This window comes from Sphingomonas sp. OK281, from assembly GCF_900115295.1.
Lineage (GTDB): Bacteria > Pseudomonadota > Alphaproteobacteria > Sphingomonadales > Sphingomonadaceae > Sphingomonas.
The window spans coordinates 653,076-671,994 of record NZ_FOVZ01000002.1 but is presented as its reverse complement, the minus strand read 5'-3'; the positions used below and the strand labels follow the sequence as shown (position 1 = coordinate 671,994).

The 18,919-nt window shown below is 66.0% G+C and carries 20 protein-coding genes; 10 read left to right on the top strand and 10 right to left on the bottom strand.

Annotated features, from left to right (window positions below; translation table 11 throughout):
• From fabI to BM244_RS09190, 4 genes are read left to right on the top strand one after another with little or no spacing between them, the layout of a single operon-like run.
• On the top strand, positions 1 to 792 hold the full coding sequence (gene fabI, locus BM244_RS09205; RefSeq protein WP_060527290.1) for an enoyl-ACP reductase FabI: 792 nt from the start codon (positions 1 to 3) through the stop codon (positions 790 to 792).
• A 60-nt stretch (positions 793 to 852) separates the two neighbouring features.
• A complete protein-coding gene (locus tag BM244_RS09200; RefSeq protein ID WP_175518143.1) occupies positions 853 to 1,266 on the top strand; it encodes an endonuclease domain-containing protein in 414 nt (137 codons plus the stop codon).
• Positions 1,263 to 2,330 (top strand): chorismate synthase, encoded by a 1,068-nt coding sequence (gene aroC, locus BM244_RS09195; RefSeq protein ID WP_093398622.1) that lies wholly within the window; start codon positions 1,263 to 1,265, stop codon positions 2,328 to 2,330. Before BM244_RS09200 ends, aroC begins: the two co-directional genes overlap by 4 nt.
• 56 nt (positions 2,331 to 2,386) lie before the next feature.
• Positions 2,387 to 2,872 (top strand): hypothetical protein, encoded by a 486-nt coding sequence (locus tag BM244_RS09190; RefSeq protein WP_093398621.1) that lies wholly within the window; start codon positions 2,387 to 2,389, stop codon positions 2,870 to 2,872.
• 62 nt (positions 2,873 to 2,934) lie between these two features.
• Here BM244_RS09190 and BM244_RS09185 read toward each other — a convergent pair whose 3' ends face one another.
• The 5 genes from BM244_RS09185 to BM244_RS09165 form a co-directional block, all read right to left on the bottom strand.
• Positions 2,935 to 4,224, bottom strand: coding sequence for an adenylosuccinate synthase (locus BM244_RS09185; RefSeq protein WP_093398620.1), 1,290 nt, complete (start codon positions 4,222 to 4,224; stop codon positions 2,935 to 2,937).
• A 30-nt stretch (positions 4,225 to 4,254) separates the two neighbouring features.
• On the bottom strand, positions 4,255 to 5,355 hold the full coding sequence (locus BM244_RS09180; RefSeq protein WP_093398619.1) for an ATP phosphoribosyltransferase regulatory subunit: 1,101 nt from the start codon (positions 5,353 to 5,355) through the stop codon (positions 4,255 to 4,257).
• On the bottom strand, positions 5,352 to 5,672 hold the full coding sequence (locus BM244_RS09175) for an endonuclease domain-containing protein (protein WP_093399067.1): 321 nt from the start codon (positions 5,670 to 5,672) through the stop codon (positions 5,352 to 5,354). Before BM244_RS09175 ends, BM244_RS09180 begins: the two co-directional genes overlap by 4 nt.
• A gap of 152 nt (positions 5,673 to 5,824) precedes the next feature.
• Positions 5,825 to 7,402: a phosphoglycerate dehydrogenase gene (gene serA / locus BM244_RS09170; RefSeq protein ID WP_093398618.1), complete on the bottom strand. Its 1,578-nt coding sequence runs from the start codon at positions 7,400 to 7,402 to the stop codon at positions 5,825 to 5,827.
• A 204-nt stretch (positions 7,403 to 7,606) separates the two neighbouring features.
• Entirely contained in the window at positions 7,607 to 8,761 is a 1,155-nt protein-coding gene (locus BM244_RS09165) for a phosphoserine transaminase (protein WP_093398617.1), read from the bottom strand.
• A gap of 220 nt (positions 8,762 to 8,981) precedes the next feature.
• Here BM244_RS09165 and BM244_RS09160 point away from each other — a divergent pair, with 220 nt between their 5' ends.
• From BM244_RS09160 to BM244_RS09150, 3 genes are read left to right on the top strand one after another with little or no spacing between them, the layout of a single operon-like run.
• Positions 8,982 to 9,695 (top strand): DUF4328 domain-containing protein, encoded by a 714-nt coding sequence (locus tag BM244_RS09160; RefSeq protein WP_175518142.1) that lies wholly within the window; start codon positions 8,982 to 8,984, stop codon positions 9,693 to 9,695.
• Positions 9,679 to 10,350 carry an extensin family protein gene (locus tag BM244_RS09155; RefSeq protein WP_093398616.1) on the top strand — a complete coding sequence of 224 codons (672 nt, stop codon included), beginning with the start codon at positions 9,679 to 9,681 and terminating at the stop codon, positions 10,348 to 10,350. Before BM244_RS09160 ends, BM244_RS09155 begins: the two co-directional genes overlap by 17 nt.
• A 46-nt stretch (positions 10,351 to 10,396) precedes the next feature.
• Positions 10,397 to 11,281 carry an LOG family protein gene (locus tag BM244_RS09150; RefSeq protein ID WP_056484830.1) on the top strand — a complete coding sequence of 295 codons (885 nt, stop codon included), beginning with the start codon at positions 10,397 to 10,399 and terminating at the stop codon, positions 11,279 to 11,281.
• A gap of 142 nt (positions 11,282 to 11,423) precedes the next feature.
• Here BM244_RS09150 and BM244_RS09145 read toward each other — a convergent pair whose 3' ends face one another.
• Positions 11,424 to 12,140: a c-type cytochrome gene (locus tag BM244_RS09145; RefSeq protein ID WP_093399065.1), complete on the bottom strand. Its 717-nt coding sequence runs from the start codon at positions 12,138 to 12,140 to the stop codon at positions 11,424 to 11,426.
• Between the two features lie 157 nt (positions 12,141 to 12,297).
• Here BM244_RS09145 and BM244_RS09140 point away from each other — a divergent pair, with 157 nt between their 5' ends.
• On the top strand, positions 12,298 to 13,200 hold the full coding sequence (locus tag BM244_RS09140; protein ID WP_093398615.1) for a prephenate dehydratase: 903 nt from the start codon (positions 12,298 to 12,300) through the stop codon (positions 13,198 to 13,200).
• A gap of 143 nt (positions 13,201 to 13,343) precedes the next feature.
• On the opposite strand, the gene BM244_RS09135 is transcribed toward BM244_RS09140, so the two are convergent.
• From BM244_RS09135 to BM244_RS09125, 3 genes are all read right to left on the bottom strand, one after another.
• Complete coding sequence (locus BM244_RS09135; protein ID WP_093399064.1) at positions 13,344 to 14,654, bottom strand: sensor histidine kinase; 1,311 nt, start codon at positions 14,652 to 14,654, stop codon at positions 13,344 to 13,346.
• Positions 14,655 to 14,751: 97 nt separating this feature from the next.
• Positions 14,752 to 15,417, bottom strand: coding sequence for a response regulator transcription factor (locus BM244_RS09130; protein WP_056061146.1), 666 nt, complete (start codon positions 15,415 to 15,417; stop codon positions 14,752 to 14,754).
• A 23-nt stretch (positions 15,418 to 15,440) separates the two neighbouring features.
• Positions 15,441 to 15,764, bottom strand: coding sequence for a hypothetical protein (locus tag BM244_RS09125; protein WP_093399063.1), 324 nt, complete (start codon positions 15,762 to 15,764; stop codon positions 15,441 to 15,443).
• Positions 15,765 to 15,885: 121 nt separating this feature from the next.
• On the opposite strand from BM244_RS09125, the gene BM244_RS09120 reads away from it, so the two are divergent.
• Together BM244_RS09120 and BM244_RS09115 are read left to right on the top strand one after the other, a co-directional pair.
• Positions 15,886 to 17,667, top strand: coding sequence for an ABC-F family ATP-binding cassette domain-containing protein (locus BM244_RS09120; protein ID WP_093398614.1), 1,782 nt, complete (start codon positions 15,886 to 15,888; stop codon positions 17,665 to 17,667).
• Between the two features lie 124 nt (positions 17,668 to 17,791).
• Positions 17,792 to 18,016, top strand: coding sequence for a hypothetical protein (locus BM244_RS09115; protein ID WP_093398613.1), 225 nt, complete (start codon positions 17,792 to 17,794; stop codon positions 18,014 to 18,016).
• A gap of 55 nt (positions 18,017 to 18,071) precedes the next feature.
• Here BM244_RS09115 and BM244_RS09110 read toward each other — a convergent pair whose 3' ends face one another.
• The gene (locus BM244_RS09110; RefSeq protein WP_093398612.1) at positions 18,072 to 18,875 is read right to left on the bottom strand and encodes an ATP-binding protein; all 804 of its coding nucleotides are present in this window, start codon (positions 18,873 to 18,875) and stop codon (positions 18,072 to 18,074) included.
• Positions 18,876 to 18,919 lie beyond the last annotated feature (44 nt).

Below are 18,919 nucleotides of genomic sequence, written 5' to 3'. Positions count from 1 at the left end.
ATGGCGGGCAAGCGTGGGCTGATCATGGGCTTGGCGAACGACAAGTCGCTGGCCTGGGGGATCGCCAAGAAGCTGTCCGAGGCGGGCGCGGACCTCGCGTTCAGCTACCAGGGCGAGACGATGGAGAAGCGCGTCCGCCCGCTCGCCGAGCAGTTGGGCGTGGCGCGGCTGTTCGATTGCGACGTGTCGGACATGGGCGCGCTCGATGCGACCTTCGACAAGCTGGCGCAGGAATGGCCGACGATCGACTTCGTCGTCCACGCGATCGGCTTTTCGGACAAGAACGAGCTGCGCGGGCGGTTCGTCGATACCAGCCTCGACAATTTCCTGATGACGATGAACATCTCGGTCTATTCGTTCGTCGCGGTGGCGCAGCGCGCGGCCAAGATGATGACCGAGGGCGGCGCAATGCTGACGCTCAGCTATTACGGCGCGGAGAAGGTCATTCCGCATTACAACGTGATGGGGGTCGCGAAGGCGGCGCTGGAGACGAGCGTGCAGTATCTCGCGGTCGATCTGGGTCGCGATAATATCCGCGTCAACGCGATCTCGGCGGGTCCGATCAAGACGCTGGCGGCGAGCGGGATCGGTGATTTCCGCCTGATCCTGAAGTGGAACGAGCTGAACTCGCCGCTAAAGCGCAACGTCACGATCGACGACGTCGGCGGTGCTGGGCTGTACTTGCTGAGCGACCTTGCCTCGGGCGTGACGGGCGAGACGCACCACGTCGACGCCGGCTACAACGTGATCGGCATGAAGGCCGAAGACGCGCCTGATATTGCTTTGGTATAACCCTCTCCCCCTCCGGGGAGAGGGAGGGGCCCATGCAAAGCATGGGAGGGTGAGGGCAAGGTGAGGCAACACGACGGCACCGAAGCACTGAACCGAGCCCGAGAGCTACGTCGCGATGCGACCGAAGCGGAGGACCGGCTTTGGTACCGTCTCCGAAACCGTCGTCTCGGCAACTTCAAATTCCGCCGCCAAGTCTGGATCGGCCCCTTCATCACCGACTTTCTCTGCATGGACGCGATGCTGGTCGTCGAGGTAGACGGCAGCCAACATATCGGGGACGTCGCCTATGACGACAGCCGAACCGCTTTCCTCGCCACCAAGGGATATCGTGTGATCCGTGTCTGGAACAACGACGTGATGCAGCGGATGGACGGCGTGCTCGCCGCGATCCTTGATGGACTCACGCGCGTGCCCTCACCCTCCCATGCTTCGCACGGGCCCCTCCCTCTCCCCGTTGGGGAGAGGGGCAAGTGAGCTTCAATACGTTTGGACGACTGTTCCGCTTCACCACCTGGGGCGAGTCCCATGGCCCTGCGCTCGGCGCCGTAGTCGACGGGTGTCCTCCCGGCATCCCGCTGACCGAGGCCGATATTCAGCCGTGGCTCGACAAGCGCCGGCCCGGCACCTCGCGCTTCACGACGCAGCGGCGCGAGCCGGATACGGTGCGCATCCTCTCGGGCGTGTTCGAGGGGCGCACCACCGGCACGCCGATCAGCCTGATGATCGAGAATGTCGACCAGCGCTCGAAGGATTATTCGGACGTCGCCAAGGCCTATCGCCCCGGTCACGCCGACTATGCCTATGACGCGAAATACGGGTTTCGTGATTTCCGTGGTGGTGGGCGGTCGTCGGCGCGCGAGACGGCAGCGCGCGTTGCCGCCGGTGCGGTCGCGCGGCTCGTCGTGCCGCAGGTCCGCGTTCGCGCGTGGGTCGAGGCGATCGGTGGCGATGCGATCGATCCGGCCAACTTCGACGATGCGCAGATCGACCAGAACCCGTTCTTCTGCCCGGACGCCGCCGCCGCCGCCCGCTGGGAGATACTCGTCGACGCAGCGCGCAAGTCAGGCTCGTCGCTCGGTGCGGTGATCGCGTGCGAGGCGACCGGCGTGCCGGCCGGCTGGGGGGCGCCGCTCTATGCCAAGCTCGATTCCGAACTCGCGTCGGCCTGCATGAGCATCAACGCGGTCAAGGGCATCGAGATCGGAGACGGGTTCGCCGCTGCCGCTCTGTCGGGCGAAGCGAATGCCGACCCGATGCGGCCAGGCGTGGATGGCCCGGAGTTTCTCGCCAACCATGCGGGCGGCATCGCTGGAGGCATCGCAACCGGCCAGCCGATCCGGCTCCGCGTCGCGTTCAAGCCGACCAGTTCGATCCTCACCCCGGTCGAGACGATCAGCCCGACCGGCGAGGCCGCGACAATCGCCACCAAGGGGCGTCACGACCCGTGCGTCGGCATCCGCGGCGTCCCCGTGGTCGAGGCGATGGTGGCGCTCGTGCTGGCCGACCAGGCGTTGCTGCATCGGGGCCAGTGCGGCTGAGGTCGGAACCTATGCAGGACTGAAGCGCTTGCTCTTCAATAACATAGGAGAGCGAAATGCGTATTCTGACTTCGATCGCAGCGGCGGCGCTGATCATTCCGGGCGTGGCAATGGCGCAGACGGGCACCGGCGGCTCGATGGGCGGCACCACGGGTGGCACGATGAGCGGCGGCACCATGGGCGGTTCGACCGCAGGCAGCACGACCGGCGGCATGTCGACCGGCACGATGGATCAGGCCAATCCCTCGACCAGTACCCGTTCGACGACCACGACTCGCACGCAGCGTGGCACCAAGGCTCGCAGCCGTACGCGGGGCACGACGTCGGGCACCATGAGCGGCACCGGCACGACGGGCAGCACGATGTCGGGCACGACCGGTAGCACGATGGGCGCCGACACGATGGGCGGTACGACTGGTACGATGGGTACGACCGGCACGATGGGCGGCTCGACCGGAACCACGGGCACGATGGGTGGCACGACCACCGGCACGATGGGTTCGACCACGGGCGGAACGACCGGCACGACAACTCCGCGCTGATCCGACGTCTCTACAGTAAATGAAAAGCCGGGCGAGCGATCGCCCGGCTTTTTAGTGTCTGCTCAGTCCGAGAACGGATCGCGGACGAGGATCGTGTCAACCCGCTGCGGGCTGGTCGACACCAACGTCACCGGGCAGCGGATCAGCTCCTCGATACGGCGGATATACTTGATCGCCTGCGCGGGCAGGTCGGCCCAGCTGCGTGCACCCGCAGTCGTCTCCTGCCAGCCTTCCATCGTCTCGTAGATCGGCTCGACCAGCGCCTGGTCCGCCGCATGCGCCGGGAAATAATCGAGCGTCTCGCCGCGCAACTTGTAGCCGGTGCAGATCGACACGGTCTCGAACCCGTCGAGCACGTCGATCTTGGTCAGCGCGATCCCGGTGATGCCGCCGACCGCTGCCGCCTGGCGTACCAGCACCGCGTCGAACCAGCCGCAGCGGCGCTTCCGCCCGGTGACGGTGCCGAATTCATGCCCACGTACGCCCAGCCGTTCGCCAGTCTCGTTCTCGAGCTCGGTCGGGAAAGGCCCCGAACCAACGCGCGTCGTGTACGCCTTGGCGATACCGAGCACGAAGCCGACCGCCGATGGCCCGAGGCCAGAACCGCCAGCCGCTGCGCCCGCAATCGTGTTCGACGAGGTGACGAACGGATACGTGCCGTGGTCGACGTCGAGCAGAACGCCCTGCGCGCCCTCGAACAGGATACGCTTACCGGCCGATCGCGCGGCATTGAGATCGCGCCATACAGGCTTGGCGAACGGCAGCACGAAGCCAGCGATCTCGCGCAGTTCCGCGATCAGGCGCGCGCGATCGATCGGCGGCTCGCCGAAGCCGGCACGTAGCGCGTCGTGATGCGCGGTGAGGCGATCGAGCTGCGGGCCGAGATCGTCGAGATGCGCGAGGTCGCAGACGCGGATCGCGCGGCGGCCGACCTTGTCTTCATACGCAGGGCCGATGCCCCGACGCGTGGTGCCGATCTTGCCGGCGCCGCTCGCATCCTCACGCAGTCCATCGAGATCGCGGTGGAACGGCAGGATCAGCGCGCAGGTGTCGGCGATCCGCAGCGTCTCCGGCGTTGCGGTCACGCCTTGCGCGCCCAATCGCGCGATCTCGTCCTTCAGCGCCCAGGGATCGAGCACCACGCCATTGCCGATGAACGACGGGGTCCCGCGCACGATGCCCGACGGCAGCAGCGACAATTTGTACACGTTGTCGCCGACGACCAGCGTGTGGCCGGCATTGTGCCCGCCCTGGAAGCGCACGACCATGTCGGCACGCTCGGCGAGCCAGTCGACGATCTTGCCCTTGCCTTCGTCGCCCCATTGCGCGCCGATGACTGCTACGTTGGCCAAACTCTATCTCCTGAGGATTACGCGCAGCGCCTACAGCGCGCGGGGCTCGCCTGCTACCCATAGATGCGTGCAGACTTGTGCTTCGGGGGTGTCGCCTGCGTCGAGTGCAGCGACGGTGACCCAGCCTTGCGCGCGCATTGCTGCGCCTTCGCTGGCGGGCGTGCCGAACGGGAGGAAGAGGCGACGGCGATCGACGGTGGCGACGCGTTCGACGAGCGCATCGGCATAGAGCGAGAAACCCGTCGCGGCTTCCTCGGCCCCGGTTTCGTGGACCACGGTGTAGGTGCCGCCGCGGCCGACTTCGCGTGGCGAGCCGTCGGCGAAGAGCGAGAAGCCGAGCCAGGTCTGATATTCGAACCCGTGGCGCTCGGTGGGATCGAGTGTGAGCGCGACGCGGCCGTCCAGCGCTTCGGCGATGCGTGCGAGACCGTCGAGGCGAGAGGCGAGTGCACCGGTGGTGTCGAAGGCGCGGAGGCGGTCCATCGCCTGGTCGAACGGGCCGGCGGCTTCGATCAGGGGGAGGTAGGCGGGCGCGAGCGCGGCGACGGCACCTGCGTCCTTCGCGTCGAGCCGATCGCGCAAGGTTGCGACGAGGTCATCCGCGACGGGGAAAGGTCCGGCGGCCAGCGTCGGCACCAAGTCAGGCAGCGTGAAGTCGATCGACGCGCCGGTAACGTCGGCGGCCGCGATCATGTCGACTGCAACCGCGACGAGCTCCTGCGCCGCGGCAACCGAGTCGAGCCCGATCAACTCACAGCCGATCTGCCGGGTCTCACGGGCGGGGGCAAGCTGCGACGCCCGCAGTTTGAGGACGGAGCCGGCGTAGCTCAGGCGGACCGGACGTGGGTGATGGCCCATCCGCGTGGCCGCGATCCGCGCGACCTGTGCGGTGATGTCGGGGCGGATCGCAAGGGTGCGTTGCGACACCGGATCGACGAAGCGCACTGCGTCGTGAAGGCCACCCGCTTTAAGGCGCATCTCCAGCCCGTCGGCGAATTCGGCGAGCGGCGGATCGACACGCTCGTAGCCGTGGAGACGCGCTGCTTCGAGCACGCGCGCTTCCAGCGCCGCCGCCGAATCGGCGAACGGGGGGAGGCGATCTCGGAAACCTTCGGGGAGGAGTGCGGTCATCGTATCAGGTCCACGCGCGTCACCAGTGCATCGCCGAGCACCTGCAAAACGCCTTCGAGATTGGTCATCACATCGGTATTGGCGAAACGGATCACCCGATATCCCTGCTCTTCCAGCCACGCCGTCCTGCGGGCGTCGCGTGCTTGATCGGTGTGCGTATCGCCGTCAAGCTCGACGACAAGCATGTGCGAGCGCGCGACGAAATCGGCGATAAATGGGCCGATCACGACTTGGCGGCTGAACTTCACGCCTTGGAAGCGCTTGGCGCGAACTTCGTACCAGAACCGCATTTCCGGCCCAGTCTGTCCGGACCGCATCGCCTTCGCCCGGCCCAGCATGCTGTCATCGGTTTTGGCCACGACTCCCTCTCCCCTTCGGGGAGAGGGCCGGGGAGAGGGGCCGCCCCAAACGCCATCTCTCGGTACTGCCCCTCTCCCCTACCCTCTCCCCAAGGGGAGAGGGAGTCTTGTTAGAAGTTCAGGCCCATTGCGGTCTTCACGCCTGGCAGCGCGCGGACCTTGGTCAACAGGTCGGGCGTCACGGCTTCGTCGACCGAGAGCAGCAACACCGCCTCGCCGCCCGCCGAACGACGACCCAGATGGAACGTCCCGATGTTCACCCCAGCTTCGCCAAGCGCCGTCCCCAGACGCCCGATGAACCCCGGAGCATCCTCATTGACGACGTACAGCATCGGACCCGCCAGATCGGCCTCGATCTTAATCCCCAGCAGTTCGACCAACCGCGGCGCCGAATCACCGAACAGCGTGCCGGCCACAGACCGCTCGCCATCCTCGGTCTTCACCGAGACGCGCAGCAGCGTGTGGTAATCCGCCTCGCGCTCGGTACGCACTTCGCGCACTTCGAGGCCACGCTCACGCGCCAGCACCGGTGCGTTGACCATGTTGACCGTCGCGGTCTGCGTCTGGAGATAGCCCGCGAGCACCGCACTCACGATCGGCTTCGCGTTCAGATCGGCCGCGGCACCCTCGGTATGCACCGAAATCCGCGACACCGCACCCGTCGTCAACTGCCCGACCAGCGACCCAAGCTTTTCCGCCAGCGCCATGTACGGCTTCAGCTTAGGCGCTTCCTCGGCCGACAGCGACGGCATGTTGAGCGCATTCGTGACGCCGCCCGACATCAGGAAATCGGCCATTTGCTCGGCGACCTGGATCGCGACGTTGACCTGAGCCTCGGTTGTCGACGCGCCGAGATGCGGCGTGCTGACGAAGTTCGGCGTGTTGAACAGCGGCGATGCCTTGGCGGGCTCCTCGACGAACACGTCGAGTGCTGCGCCGCCGACCTGCCCCGAATCAAGCGCCGCCTTCAGCGCGACCTCGTCGATCAGGCCACCGCGGGCGCAGTTGATGATCCGCACGCCCTTCTTGGTCTTGGCGAGCGCCTCGGCCGAGAGGATGTTGCGCGTCTGGTCGGTCAGCGGCGTGTGCAGCGTGATGAAGTCGGCGCGCGCGAGCAGTTCGTCGAGCGTGACCTTCTCGACGCCGATCTCGATCGCGCGCTCGGGCGTCAGGAACGGATCGAACGCGACGACCTTCATCTTGAGGCCACGCGCACGGTCGGCCACGATCGAGCCGATATTGCCCGCACCGATCAGGCCGAGCGTCTTCGACGTCAGCTCGACGCCCATGAAGCGGTTCTTCTCCCACTTGCCGGCTTGCGTCGAAGCGTCCGCCTCGGGCAGCTGGCGGGCGAGCGCGAACATCAGCGCGATCGCGTGCTCGGCGGTGGTGATCGAGTTGCCGAACGGTGTGTTCATCACGACCACGCCCTTAGCCGAGGCGGCGGGGATGTCGACGTTATCGACACCGATGCCGGCGCGGCCGACGACCTTTAGGTTGGTGGCGTGCTCTAGGATTTCCTTGGTAACCTTGGTCGAGCTGCGGATCGCGAGGCCGTCATACTCGCCGATGATCGCGATCAGCTCGGCGGGCGTCTTGCCGGTGATCTCGTCGACCTCGACCCCGCGCTCGCGGAAGATCTGGGCGGCGCGGGGATCCATTTTGTCGGAAATGAGGACTTTTGGCATGGGATTGCTCCTGGAAATTCGGTGAATTGGGGTGCCGCCTTCCGTTCTGATCCTCACCCCTCCCCGTCATCCCGGCGGACGCCGGGACCCACGGTTGCGGTCCGCTTCATAAGCGGATGCTCCGTGTCCATGGGTCCCGGCGTGCGCCGGGATGACGGATGGGGGTGGTTGTTGGAAGAAAGACGTAAAAGACGCGGTAGCTAGTTAGGCAGCCTTGGCGGTTGCGTAGGCCCAGTCGAGCCAGGGGCCGAGCGCTTCGATATCGGCAGTGTCGACGGTCGCGCCGCACCAGATGCGGAGCCCCGGAGGCGCATCGCGGTAACCCGCCACGTCATACGCCGCGCCAGTCTTCTCCAACGCAGAGGCCATCGCCTTGATCAACGCCTCGTCCGCACCCTCGACCGTGAGGCACACGCTGGTCTTCGACCGCGTCGCCGGATCGACCGCCAGGTGACCGAGCCAATCACGCTCCGCCACGATCCTGTCCAAAGCAGCCGCATTCGCATCCGACCGCTTGATCAACCCATCGTCACCCAGCGACTTCGCCCATTCGAGGCTGAAGATCGCATCCTCGACCGCCAGCATCGACGGCGTGTTGATCGTCTCGCCCTTGAACACGCCCTCGGTGAGCTTGCCCTTCGAGACGAGGCGGAACACCTTCGGCAACGGCCACGCGGGCGTATAGCTCTCAAGCCGCTCGACCGCGCGAGGCCCAAGGATCAGCACGCCGTGCGCGCCCTCGCCGCCGAGTACCTTCTGCCACGAGAAAGTCGCCACATCGATCTTCGTCCAGTCGATGTCGTACGCGAACACTCCGGAGGTCGCATCGGCGAACGAGAGCCCCTCGCGGTCGTCCGGGATCCAGTCCGCGTTCGGCACGCGCACGCCGCTGGTGGTGCCGTTCCAGGTGAACAGCACGTCGTTCGACCAGTCGACCGAACCCAGATCGGGCAGCTGGCCGTAATCGGCGCGCACCACCGTGGGGTCGATCTTGAGCTGCTTCACGGCATCCGTGACCCAGCCCTCGCCGAAGCTTTCCCACGCCAGCGCGGTGACGGGCTTGGCGCCCAGCATCGTCCACATCGCCATCTCGTAAGCGCCGGTGTCGGAGCCGGGGACGATGCCGATGCGGTGCGTATCGGGGAGCTTCAGCAGTTCGCGCATCAGGTCGATGCTGTACTGGAGGCGGGTCTTGCCGATCTTCGAGCGATGCGAGCGACCGAGCGAGTCGGTGGCGAGCTTGTCCGCGGACCAACCCGGAGGTTTCGCGCAGGGACCACTGGAAAAGAAGGGACGTGCCGGCTTCGTCGTCGGCTGGTCGAGCGCACCGTTAACGGGTGCGGTAAGCGTATTCGTCAATGTATCTCTCCTCACAGAGAGCACGCGCGGCGTTGGGACCGCGTGGCCCGTCGCCGGCCCTAACGGCGTTCGTCGGGGTGTCAACCGTATCGAGCACAGTTGTCTCGTTTCGCTACCGTCACTACCCTGCGTATTTTGGGGGAAACGACATGCGCAATTCTGCCAAAGGCGCTGGCGCGGCAAGCGCACGATTATTGCGCAGCATAATGGTCAAGGCGTCGTGATCGATCCGGCCTATATCCCCGTTGCCGACGGTCCCGAGCCACTGGTCGACACTGCGCGGCTCACGCGCATCGCCACGGCGCTGATCTGGACGTGGCTCGCGACCGACGCGGCGCTCGGCCTGTCCGCACTTTACACGATCGGCGCGCTGGGTGGCCTCGGCGGCGCGATCGCCCCGGCAGAGTCGTTCGCGGGTCTGGAGCAGGTCCTCGGTGCGACAGGCGTGCTCAATTTCGTTGCGGTCGTCGTTGCCGGCATAGCGGTGCTGCGCTGGATCTATCGCTCCAGCCGCAACGCGCAGGCCATCGGTCCGGCGATGACGCTCACGCCAGGCTGGGCGGTCGGCTGGTTCTTCGTGCCCATCGCCAATCTCTGGAAACCGTTCCAGGCGGTCAGCGAGACATGGCAGGTCTCCGCCGATCCGCACGCACCCGATGCCGTGCCCATTCCCGCGGTGCTGCGGATATGGTGGGGCTGCTGGATCTCATCGTCGATCATTTCCAACATCGACTTTCGCCTGTCCATGCACGCCGAGACCGCCGAGCAGTTGATCGCCGCCTCGTGGTTCACGGTCGCCGCGGTGCCGGTCGACATCGCGTTGACGATCGCCCTGGCGACGATCATGCGCCGCCTGTCGCAGATGCAGCGCGATAGGGCTGGCGACATCCGCCAAGCTCCGCCACAGATCGCGGAGGATGCGACGGTCGAATAATCTCTGGTTTCGCACGATAGTGCCGATCGCACTCGTCACGCTAGCCGGATGCGGTCGCGCCGTTCGGCCCAGCGCCCCACGACAGACTCGCCCCAACCTCTCCGTCCCGAGCAACCGCGAGACCGCGCAGTGCCTCGCCGATCTACGCGAATTGCACGTCTCGTTCCAGGTTCTGCCCGACCGCGAGACGGGGCCGGGTTGCGGGCTGAACGGCGCCGTGAAGCTTGTCGATATCGGCGTACCGGTCGCCAACCTCACCGCAGTCCGTTGCGGTGCGGCGCGCGCGTTCATTGGCTGGACGCGCAACGCGGTCGCGCCGGCCGCGTACCAGATGCTCGGTAGCGAACTCGCGCGGGTCGACAGCATGGGGAGCTATGCGTGCCGCAACATCGTCGGCTCGGCACGAAATACCGGCCGGCGATCGGGGCACGCGATCGCCAACGCGATCGATGTCGGCGGGTTCGTGCTGAAGGATGGGCGGCGGATCACGGTGCTCAACGACTGGAACTCGCCCGACCCGCAGGTCCGCCAGTTCCTCCAGACGATCCACGCATCGGCGTGCAAGCGGTTCGGCACGGTGCTCAGCCCCGACTACAACGCCGCGCACCGCAACCACCTCCACCTCGAAGACGACCGCGCCAATTTCTGCCGCTAGCGCACCACTCTAGCCCTGCCCTCGCGTTTCCTCTAATCGCGCCTGAATGACCGATACACGAGTACCATCGCGCGTTTTTCCGAACGCCAGCCAGGATGCCGAGTCCGCTCGCGACTCCGTTTCCACACCCCAGACGCAGCACCCGCATTACCGGCTCGCCTTCCAGGACATGGATTTCCTGTTGCGCGAAGACCTGCGGCCGGTGCGGTTCCAGCTCGAACTGCTGAAGACCGAACTCGTCCTCGACGAGGCGAAGATCGGTTCGACGTTCGTGTTCTACGGGTCGGCACGTATCCCCGAGCCTTCGAAGGCGCAGGCGCTGCTGAAGCTCGCCACCGACGAAAAGTCGAAGAAGATCGCCGAGCGGCTGGTCGAGAAGTCGAAATATTACGACGTCGCGCGTGAGTTGGCGGCGAAGGTCAGCGTGTTGCCGCGCGACGAGCGTGGTTGGCGGCAGTTCGTGGTGTGCTCGGGCGGCGGTCCGTCGATCATGGAAGCGGCGAACCGCGGCGCAGACGACGTCGGTGCCGAGTCGATCGGGCTGAACATCGTCCTGCCGCACGAGCAGGCGCCGAACCCGTACGTCACGCCGTCGCTGTCGGTGCAGTTCCACTATTTCGCGCTCAGGAAGATGCACTTCCTGCTGCATGCGCGGGCGCTTGCTGCGTTTCCGGGTGGGTTCGGGACGTTCGACGAATTGTTCGAGCTGCTGACGCTGATCCAGACGGGCAAGATCCAGCCGATTCCCGTGTTGCTGTTCGGGCGCCAGTTCTGGGAGCGGGTCGTGAACTTCGATGCGCTGGTCGAGGAAGGCGTCGTCAGCGAGAAGGACCTGGGAATCTTCCGCTACGTCGAGACTGCGGACGAGGCCTGGGACGCGGTGCAGTCGTTCTATCGCGAGCGGGCGGAGAAGGAAGCCGCCGAGGGCTGAGATTTCTCCGGGGGGTAATCCCTTCTGCTCCCTCTCCCCCTTCCGGGGAGAGGGCTGGGGTGAGGGGCTGTTCCAGGCGCCGCACTGCTTGGCAGCCCCTCACCCCGACCCTCTCCCCGGAGGGGAGAGGGAGTTGGTCGCCTTATTTCTCCGAGCGCGCGCCCTTGCGAGCTGCTTCCGGATCCACCGACGGCGCACCCGACGCCGGCGTTCCGGTGTTCGCGATATCCGCAGTCGGCGCGCCCTTCGTAGCCGCAGCCTCCGCCGCATTTGCCGTCGCAGGCTGATCCTTGGCCGCCGCATCCTTGGCAGCCGGCGCAGCGCCAGCCGCAGGGGCCGCCGGCAACGGCAGGTTCGATCCCTGCTGGTTGAGATACAGGATCACGTTCGCCCGGTCCTGCGCGTTGCCGAGGCCCGCAAACGTCATCTTCGTCCCGGGCGCGAACTTGCGCGGCGAGGTCAGCCACGCGTTCATCTTGTCGAAGTCCCACTTGCCGCCGATACCGGCCAATGCCGACGAGAAGGCGAAGCCGTTCTTGCCCTTGGCGATCTCCTCGCCGACCGTTGCGTACAGGTTCGGGCCGACGCCGTTCGCGCCGCCCTGGTTGATGGTGTGGCAGGCGGCGCACTTCTTGAACACTTCGGCGCCCTTGGCGGCGTCGGCGGTCGGCAGCAGCGAGGCGATCGGCACTTCGGCGGCCGCACCCTCGCCGCCCTCGGCGACCACGCCCTCGATCGCATAGCCCATCTTCTCGGGGCGCTCGCCGTGGAACATCATCCCGCCGACGATCGACAACCCGAGCGCCGCACCACAGCCTGCGAGCACCCAGCCGGCGATCGTATTGGTCCGATTGTCCATCTTGTGCATCCGCCCTGTTCTGTTTGGGATAGCCATAGAAAACGCGAGCGCGCACCGCAAGCCGCGCTTGTAGGGCAGGTATAGGGCGGACCTATGGTGGACCGGGGCTCTCCACCCGGCTTGAACAGGCCGGCAGCGCGCTTTAGGCGCTGAGCGCATGGAAAACTTCGCCGCACCCGCCCGCCCGATCGTTGCGCGGATGACCGACGCCGCCGCCGCCGAGCCGATGCGTGCCGTCGCGTTCCAGGGCGCGCCGGGCGCGAACAGCCATGTTGCCGCGATCGAGGCGTTCCCGGACGGCCTTCCCCTGCCCTGTTTCGATTTCTCCGACGCGATCGACGCGGTGAAGGACGGCCGTGCCGATTGCGCGATTATCCCGATCGAGAATTCGCTGCACGGCCGCGTGGCGGATATCCATTTCCTGCTCCCCGAATCGGGGCTGGTGATCACCGGCGAGCATTTCCTGCCAATCCGCCATGCGTTGATGGCCTGCGGTCCACGCGACGGCATCCGCAAGGCGATGAGCCATCCGCAGGCACTCGGGCAGTGCCGGCACTGGCTGAAGGCGCACGGGATCCAGCCGGTGAACTATCCGGATACCGCAGGTGCGGCGGCGGTGGTGGCGGAGTTGGGCGACCCGGCAATCGCCGCACTCGCACCGCCTGCTGCTGCCGCGCTATATGGGCTCGAGCTGCTCGCGACGGATATCGCCGATGCGGATCACAACACGACGCGGTTCGTGGTGCTGGCACGCGGCGGCAAGCCGCCCGCGGCGCAGGAACCGGTCGGCGGCGAATGGATGACGACGCTGATCTTCGAAGTCAGGAACGTCCCCGCTGCGTTGTACAAGGCGGTCGGGGGGTTTGCGACCAATGGGGTGAACATCACCAAGCTCGAAAGCTACCAACGTAACGGCAGCTTCTCTGCGACGGAATTCTATGCGGACGTGGTGGGTAAGCCCGGCGACGCTAACCTCGACCATGCACTGGAGGAACTGGGGTTCCATTCCAAATGGCTGCGCGTGCTGGGGACGTATCGCCAGGCGCGGTCGCGGGGCTGACCGTGCTTGCCCCCCTCCCTGGAAGGGAGGGGTTGGGGTGGGTCGGCTTCCGCGCATTCGGACCGTTGAGGGTCAAGCCGGCCGCCCCACCCCCGGCCCCTCCCTTCCAGGGAGGGGGGAAGGTAAGTTCATCGCTGGGAAGGTCAGTTCGCCGCGGGCAACCTCAGCCGGACCAGCAAGCCGCCGAGATCTTCGCTCTCTTCGAGAGCCACGGTCCCCTCGTAGATCTCCGCCACGTCGCGCACGATCGCCAGCCCTAAGCCTGTCCCCGGCTTGCCCGTGTCGAGCCGCACACCGCGGTCGAAGATGCGCACCCGCTCTTCCGCTGGAATGCCGACGCCGTCGTCCTCGACCAGGAACTCGACGAAGCCAGACTGCGCGCCGACCGTGACGAATACGCTGCCCCCACCGTATTTCGCGGCGTTCTCGATCAGATTGCCGAGCATCTCGTCGAGATCCTGCCGCTCGACATGGACCTGCAGTCCACGCGGCCCGGTCACGTCGATGCGGACGTGCCGGTACAGTCGCCCGACAGCCCGCTCGACCGACTCGAGGCTCGGCCACACGTCCGCACGGCTATGCGCAGACCCACGCCGCCCGACAGCCCGCGCCCGCGCGAGATGGTGGTCGACCTGCCGCCGCATCGTCCGCGCCTCGCGAATGACCGTGTCGGCGAGGTCGTCCGACTGCGCGGTGGCGGCGTTCATGATCACCGTCAGCGGCGTCTTCAGCGCATGCGCTAGGTTGCCGGCGTGACGCCGCGCCTCCTCCGCCTGACGCTCGTTATGCTCGATCAGCGCGTTCAGCTCCTCGACCATCGGCGCGACCTCGACCGGCATCGCACTCGACACGCGGTTCGACTGCCCCGCCCGCATCCGCGCGATCTCCTCGCGCACCCGCCGCAGCGGCCACAGCCCATAGAACGTCTGCAGCGCGGCCATCACGATCAGCCCGAGCGCGAGCAGCGCGAAGCTTCGCACCAGCGTCCGTCGTAACGTCGTGATCTGCGCGTCGAGCCCGTCGCGGCTCTGCGCCACCTGGAACCGCCAATGCACCTTCGACCCGGGGATCACCGCATCGCGCTCGACGACGCGAAGCTTCTCGTCGGGAAACTGCGTGCTGTCATAGAAATGCGCGTTGCGGTCGTCATGCGTTCCGCCGAACGCGAGCCGGCGATCCCACAGCGAACGCGACGGGAAATCCTCGCGACCCTTGCCCGACACCTGCCAGTACAGCCCCGAATAGGGCTCGACGAAGCGCTGGTCGGCCGCCGCCTCGCGCGAGAAGATCACCTCACCGTCGGGCCCGATCTCGGACGAATTGAGCAGCGACCGCAGCACATATTCGAGCTGGTCGTCGAAATTGCGCGTCACCGCCTGGCTCAGCACCCGGTCGAGCGCGAACCCGCCGCCGCTGAGCAGCACGCCGATCCACACCGCAGCGATCAGGATCATCCGCCGCGACAGCGATCCCTTGACCGCGGCGGGCACGCGGATCGGCCCGTCCGCTATCGGCGTGTCTGTGACCGGCGCGCTGTCCATCGTGAGCCGATCAGGCGTCCGGATCTTCGAGGCTGTAGCCCAGCCCGCGGATCGTCGTGATCACGTCCTGGCCGAGCTTCTTGCGGATCCTCGTCACGAACACCTCGATCGTGTTCGAATCGCGATCGAAATCCTGGTCGTAGATATGCTCGATCAGCTCGGTGCGGCTGACCACCTTGCCCTTGTGATGCAGCAGATAGCTCAGCAGCTTGTATTCCTGCGCGGTAAGCTTCACCGGCTCGCCGGCGCGCGTCACCTTGCCGCTGCGCGTGTCGAGGCGGATATCGCCCGCGGTCAGCTCGGACGAGGCATTGCCCGACGCACGGCGGATCAGCGCACGAAGACGCGCGATCAGTTCCTCGCTCTGGAACGGCTTGGCGACGTAATCGTCCGCGCCCGCATCGAGCCCGGCGACCTTGTCCGACCAGCTGTCGCGCGCGGTCAGCACCAGCACGGGCATCGTCTTGCCCTCCTTGCGCCAGCGGTCGAGCACGGTCAGCCCGTCGATTTCCGGCAGCCCGAGATCGAGCACGACCGCGTCGTAATTCTCGGTCGAGCCGAGGAAATGCCCTTCCTCGCCATCGACCGCGAGATCGATCGCATAGCCGGCCCCTTCCAGGGTATTCTTCAATTGCTGGCCGAGATTCGGCTCGTCCTCGACGATCAGAACGCGCATGACAATCCTCTCGATTACAGTGTTCAGCGACCCGTGCGGCCGACGATCTGGCCGTTGCGGCCATCGACGTCGACCCAGATGACGGTTCCATCGCGCAGGAATTTGAGCGTGTAAATGGCGCTGCCCGAATCATAGTCCGAGCCGAGATACTGCGCGCCCCGCATCGTCGGGATCACGCGCGACTCGATCTCGCGCAACGACGGCGCTCCGGTCTTCCGCGCCTGCAACGCCGACATCTGATCGCTGCGGCGTTGATCCGCGGCCGCCAGCATCGGCGCCGCACCCATCAGGAACGGCGTAGCGGCCAGGGTTGCCAGCAAGGTCGCAGGGAAAAGCAGCATCTTCATGGCGGTGGCATAGCCCTCCCGCATTGAACAGCCTGTGAATGATCGCGACAGGCCGCCGACAGCACGAAGCCCGCGCGGTGTAACTTGCCTGCATCACTTCGCCCCCCTACGTGGCGCGGACATGGCAGCACCAATCTTAGCATTCGAAGGCCTCGGACTCGTCCAGGGCTCGGGATGGCTCTTTCGCAACCTCGACATCCACATTGGCCCGCGCGACCGGCTCGCGCTGATCGGCCGCAACGGCGCCGGCAAGACGACCTTGCTCAAGCTGCTCGGCGGCAGCGTCATCGCCGACGAGGGGCGCAGGGTGATCGTCCCCGGCACGCGCGTCGTCATTCTCGAGCAGGAGCCCGATCTGCGCGGCTTCGCGACATTACGCGATTACGTGATGGCGGGCGACGATGCGCCAGTGAACTACGAGGCGGATTCGATCGCCGACCAGCTCGGCATCGACCTGTCGCGCGAGGCGGCCTCGGCCTCGGGTGGCGAGCGGCGCCGCGCTGCGATCGTCCGGGCGCTGTCGCAGGACCCCGACGTGTTGCTGCTCGATGAGCCGACCAACCATCTCGACATTGGCGCGATCGAGTGGATCGAGGACTGGCTCAAGCGCTTCCGCGGCGCGTTCGTCGTCATCAGCCATGACCGTACTTTCCTGACGCGGCTCACCAAGCAGACCCTGTGGCTCGATCGCGGCGCGATCCGCCGTGCAGAAGTAGGTTTCGGCGGGTTCGAGGCGTGGACCGAGCAGGTTTATGCCGAGGAACAGCGCCAGGCCGAGAAGCTCGACGCACGGCTGAAGCTGGAGGAGCATTGGCTGCTCCGCGGCGTCACCGGCCGTCGCAAGCGCAACCAGGGCCGACTGACCAAGCTGCACGAGATGCGCGCCGAACGCGCGTCGATGATCGGACCGCAGGGGTCTGCGAACCTGACGACCAGCAGCGACGACTCCAAGACGAAGGTCGTGATCGACGCCAAGAACGTCACCAAGGTGTATGGCGACCGCACGATCATCGGCGACCTGACGCTCCGGGTCACCCGCGGCGATCGCATCGGCATCGTCGGCCGTAACGGCGCGGGCAAGTCGACGCTGCTGAAGCTGCTGACCGGCGAGATCCAGCCCGATAGCGGTACGATCAAGCTGGCGCAGACTCTCGACGCTGTGGTGATCGACCAGCAGCGCAGCCTGATGGCGCCCGAGAAGACGGTGCGCGAAGTCGTCGTCGACGGCGGCGAATGGATCGACGTGCTCGGCGTGCGCAAGCACATCCACGGATACCTGAAGGACTTCCTGTTCGACCCGAACATGGTCGATGCGAAGATCGGCTCGCTGTCGGGTGGCGAGCGCTCGCGGCTGTTGCTGGCGCGCGAGTTCGCCAAGCCGTCGAATTTGCTCGTGCTCGACGAGCCGACCAACGATCTCGATCTCGAGACGCTCGATCTGTTGCAGGAAGTGATCGGCGATTACGACGGCACCGTGCTGATCGTCAGCCATGACCGCGACTTCCTCGACCGGACCGTGACGATCACGCTCGGGCTCGATGGCTCGGGTACGGTTGATGTCGTTGCGGGCGGCTACGAGGATTGGGAAAAGCGTCGCGTCTCGACGACCACGGGCAAGCGGGCCTCGAAGAAGGTCGCGGCGACTGCCCCGGCTGTTTCGGCCCCCCGCGCGAAACTGACCTACAAGGACCAGCGTGACTACGAGCTGTTGCCCAAGCGAATCGAGGAACTCGATGCGCAGATGGCAGCCGATGCGGTCAAGCTCGCCAAGCCGGACCTTTACATGCGGGACAATGCCCTGTTCGCGAAGCTGACCAAAGCGATCGAGACCGCACGTGCGGAAAAGGAGGCGGCGGAATTGCGCTGGCTCGAGCTGGCCGAGATGGTCGAAGGAAGCACCTGATCGTCCCGCGATTCGCGCTGTGACTGAATTGCAACACCGTTGAATTGCTGCGGAATTGGGTCAGGAACTATTTGACAAATATTGCGTTGCACAACACGGACGTGGTTTCACTGAGGAGATTTATATGAAGCTCAAGGCTCTTACCGCCGGCGCACTTGCCGCAGCAATGATGACGACTTCGGTTGCAGCGACCGCTGCTCCTGTCTCGGCCGTTCGCGCTGGGTCGGTCACGACCGACAAGAACGAACTCGCTGGCGGCGCTGGCATTTTCGCGATCCTGATTGCTGCCGGCGTTGCAGCCATCGGTATCGTTGCGATTGTCAAGGACGACAATTCGGACAGCAACTAATATCCTTGGGCCGGTGTGATGCCACACCGGCCCATCGTTATTGCCGCGGGCGCAGCTATAATGCCCGGCCGGCCCGACCTGCGAGGTCGGTAACATATTGCCACGCGACGCGCCCGGAGCGGCTTCCGCGTCTGGTCGACCAACCGATTGCCTCTTCGGGCTCATATGCAAGGCCATGCGCCGCCGCATAGCTCGCGACAATCGCCAGATATCCTTCCTGATCCAATGCATGGAACCCGAGGCTGAGACCGAACCGGTCCGCCAATGCCATGTGATCGTCCGCAGAATCGCGCGGATTGATAGCGCTTTCCTGTTCGGCGATATCGCGCGGCGCCAAATGGCGGCGATTGGCGGTCACGAGCAGTCGCGCATTCGCAGGACGGGGTTCCGCGCCTCCTTCCAGTACGGAGCGTAGCGCACGCGCCTCGGCGGGCACTTCGAATCCGAGATCGTCGATGAACAGCGCGAACGCACGGTCGATCGATGTCACCGCCGCGAACAGGTCCGGCAACCGTGCAAGGTCCGAAACCTCGATCAGTGCGAGATTGCCGCCCGTTGCCTGGATTGCCGCCACGGCGCTTTTGACCACGGCCGACTTGCCGGTGCCGCGTGCACCCCACAGCAGGACGTCCTGCGCAGCGTGGCGCTTGGCGAGCCGATCGAGGTTTGCGACGAGTGCCGCCTTTTGCCGGTCGATCCCAATCAGCCGGTCGAGCGGTAGCGGCGCAAACGCCCGTGCAGGAACCAGCCCACCCCCACGCCAGACATAGGCGGTATGCGCGAGAAGGTCGGTCGCGGGCGGCGGAGGGGGCGAGAGGCGCTCCAGCGCGGCGGCGATGCGGTCCATCGGATCGGTCATCGCCAACCCCTGACAACCCGCTCGCCGCAAGACAAGACCGCGTG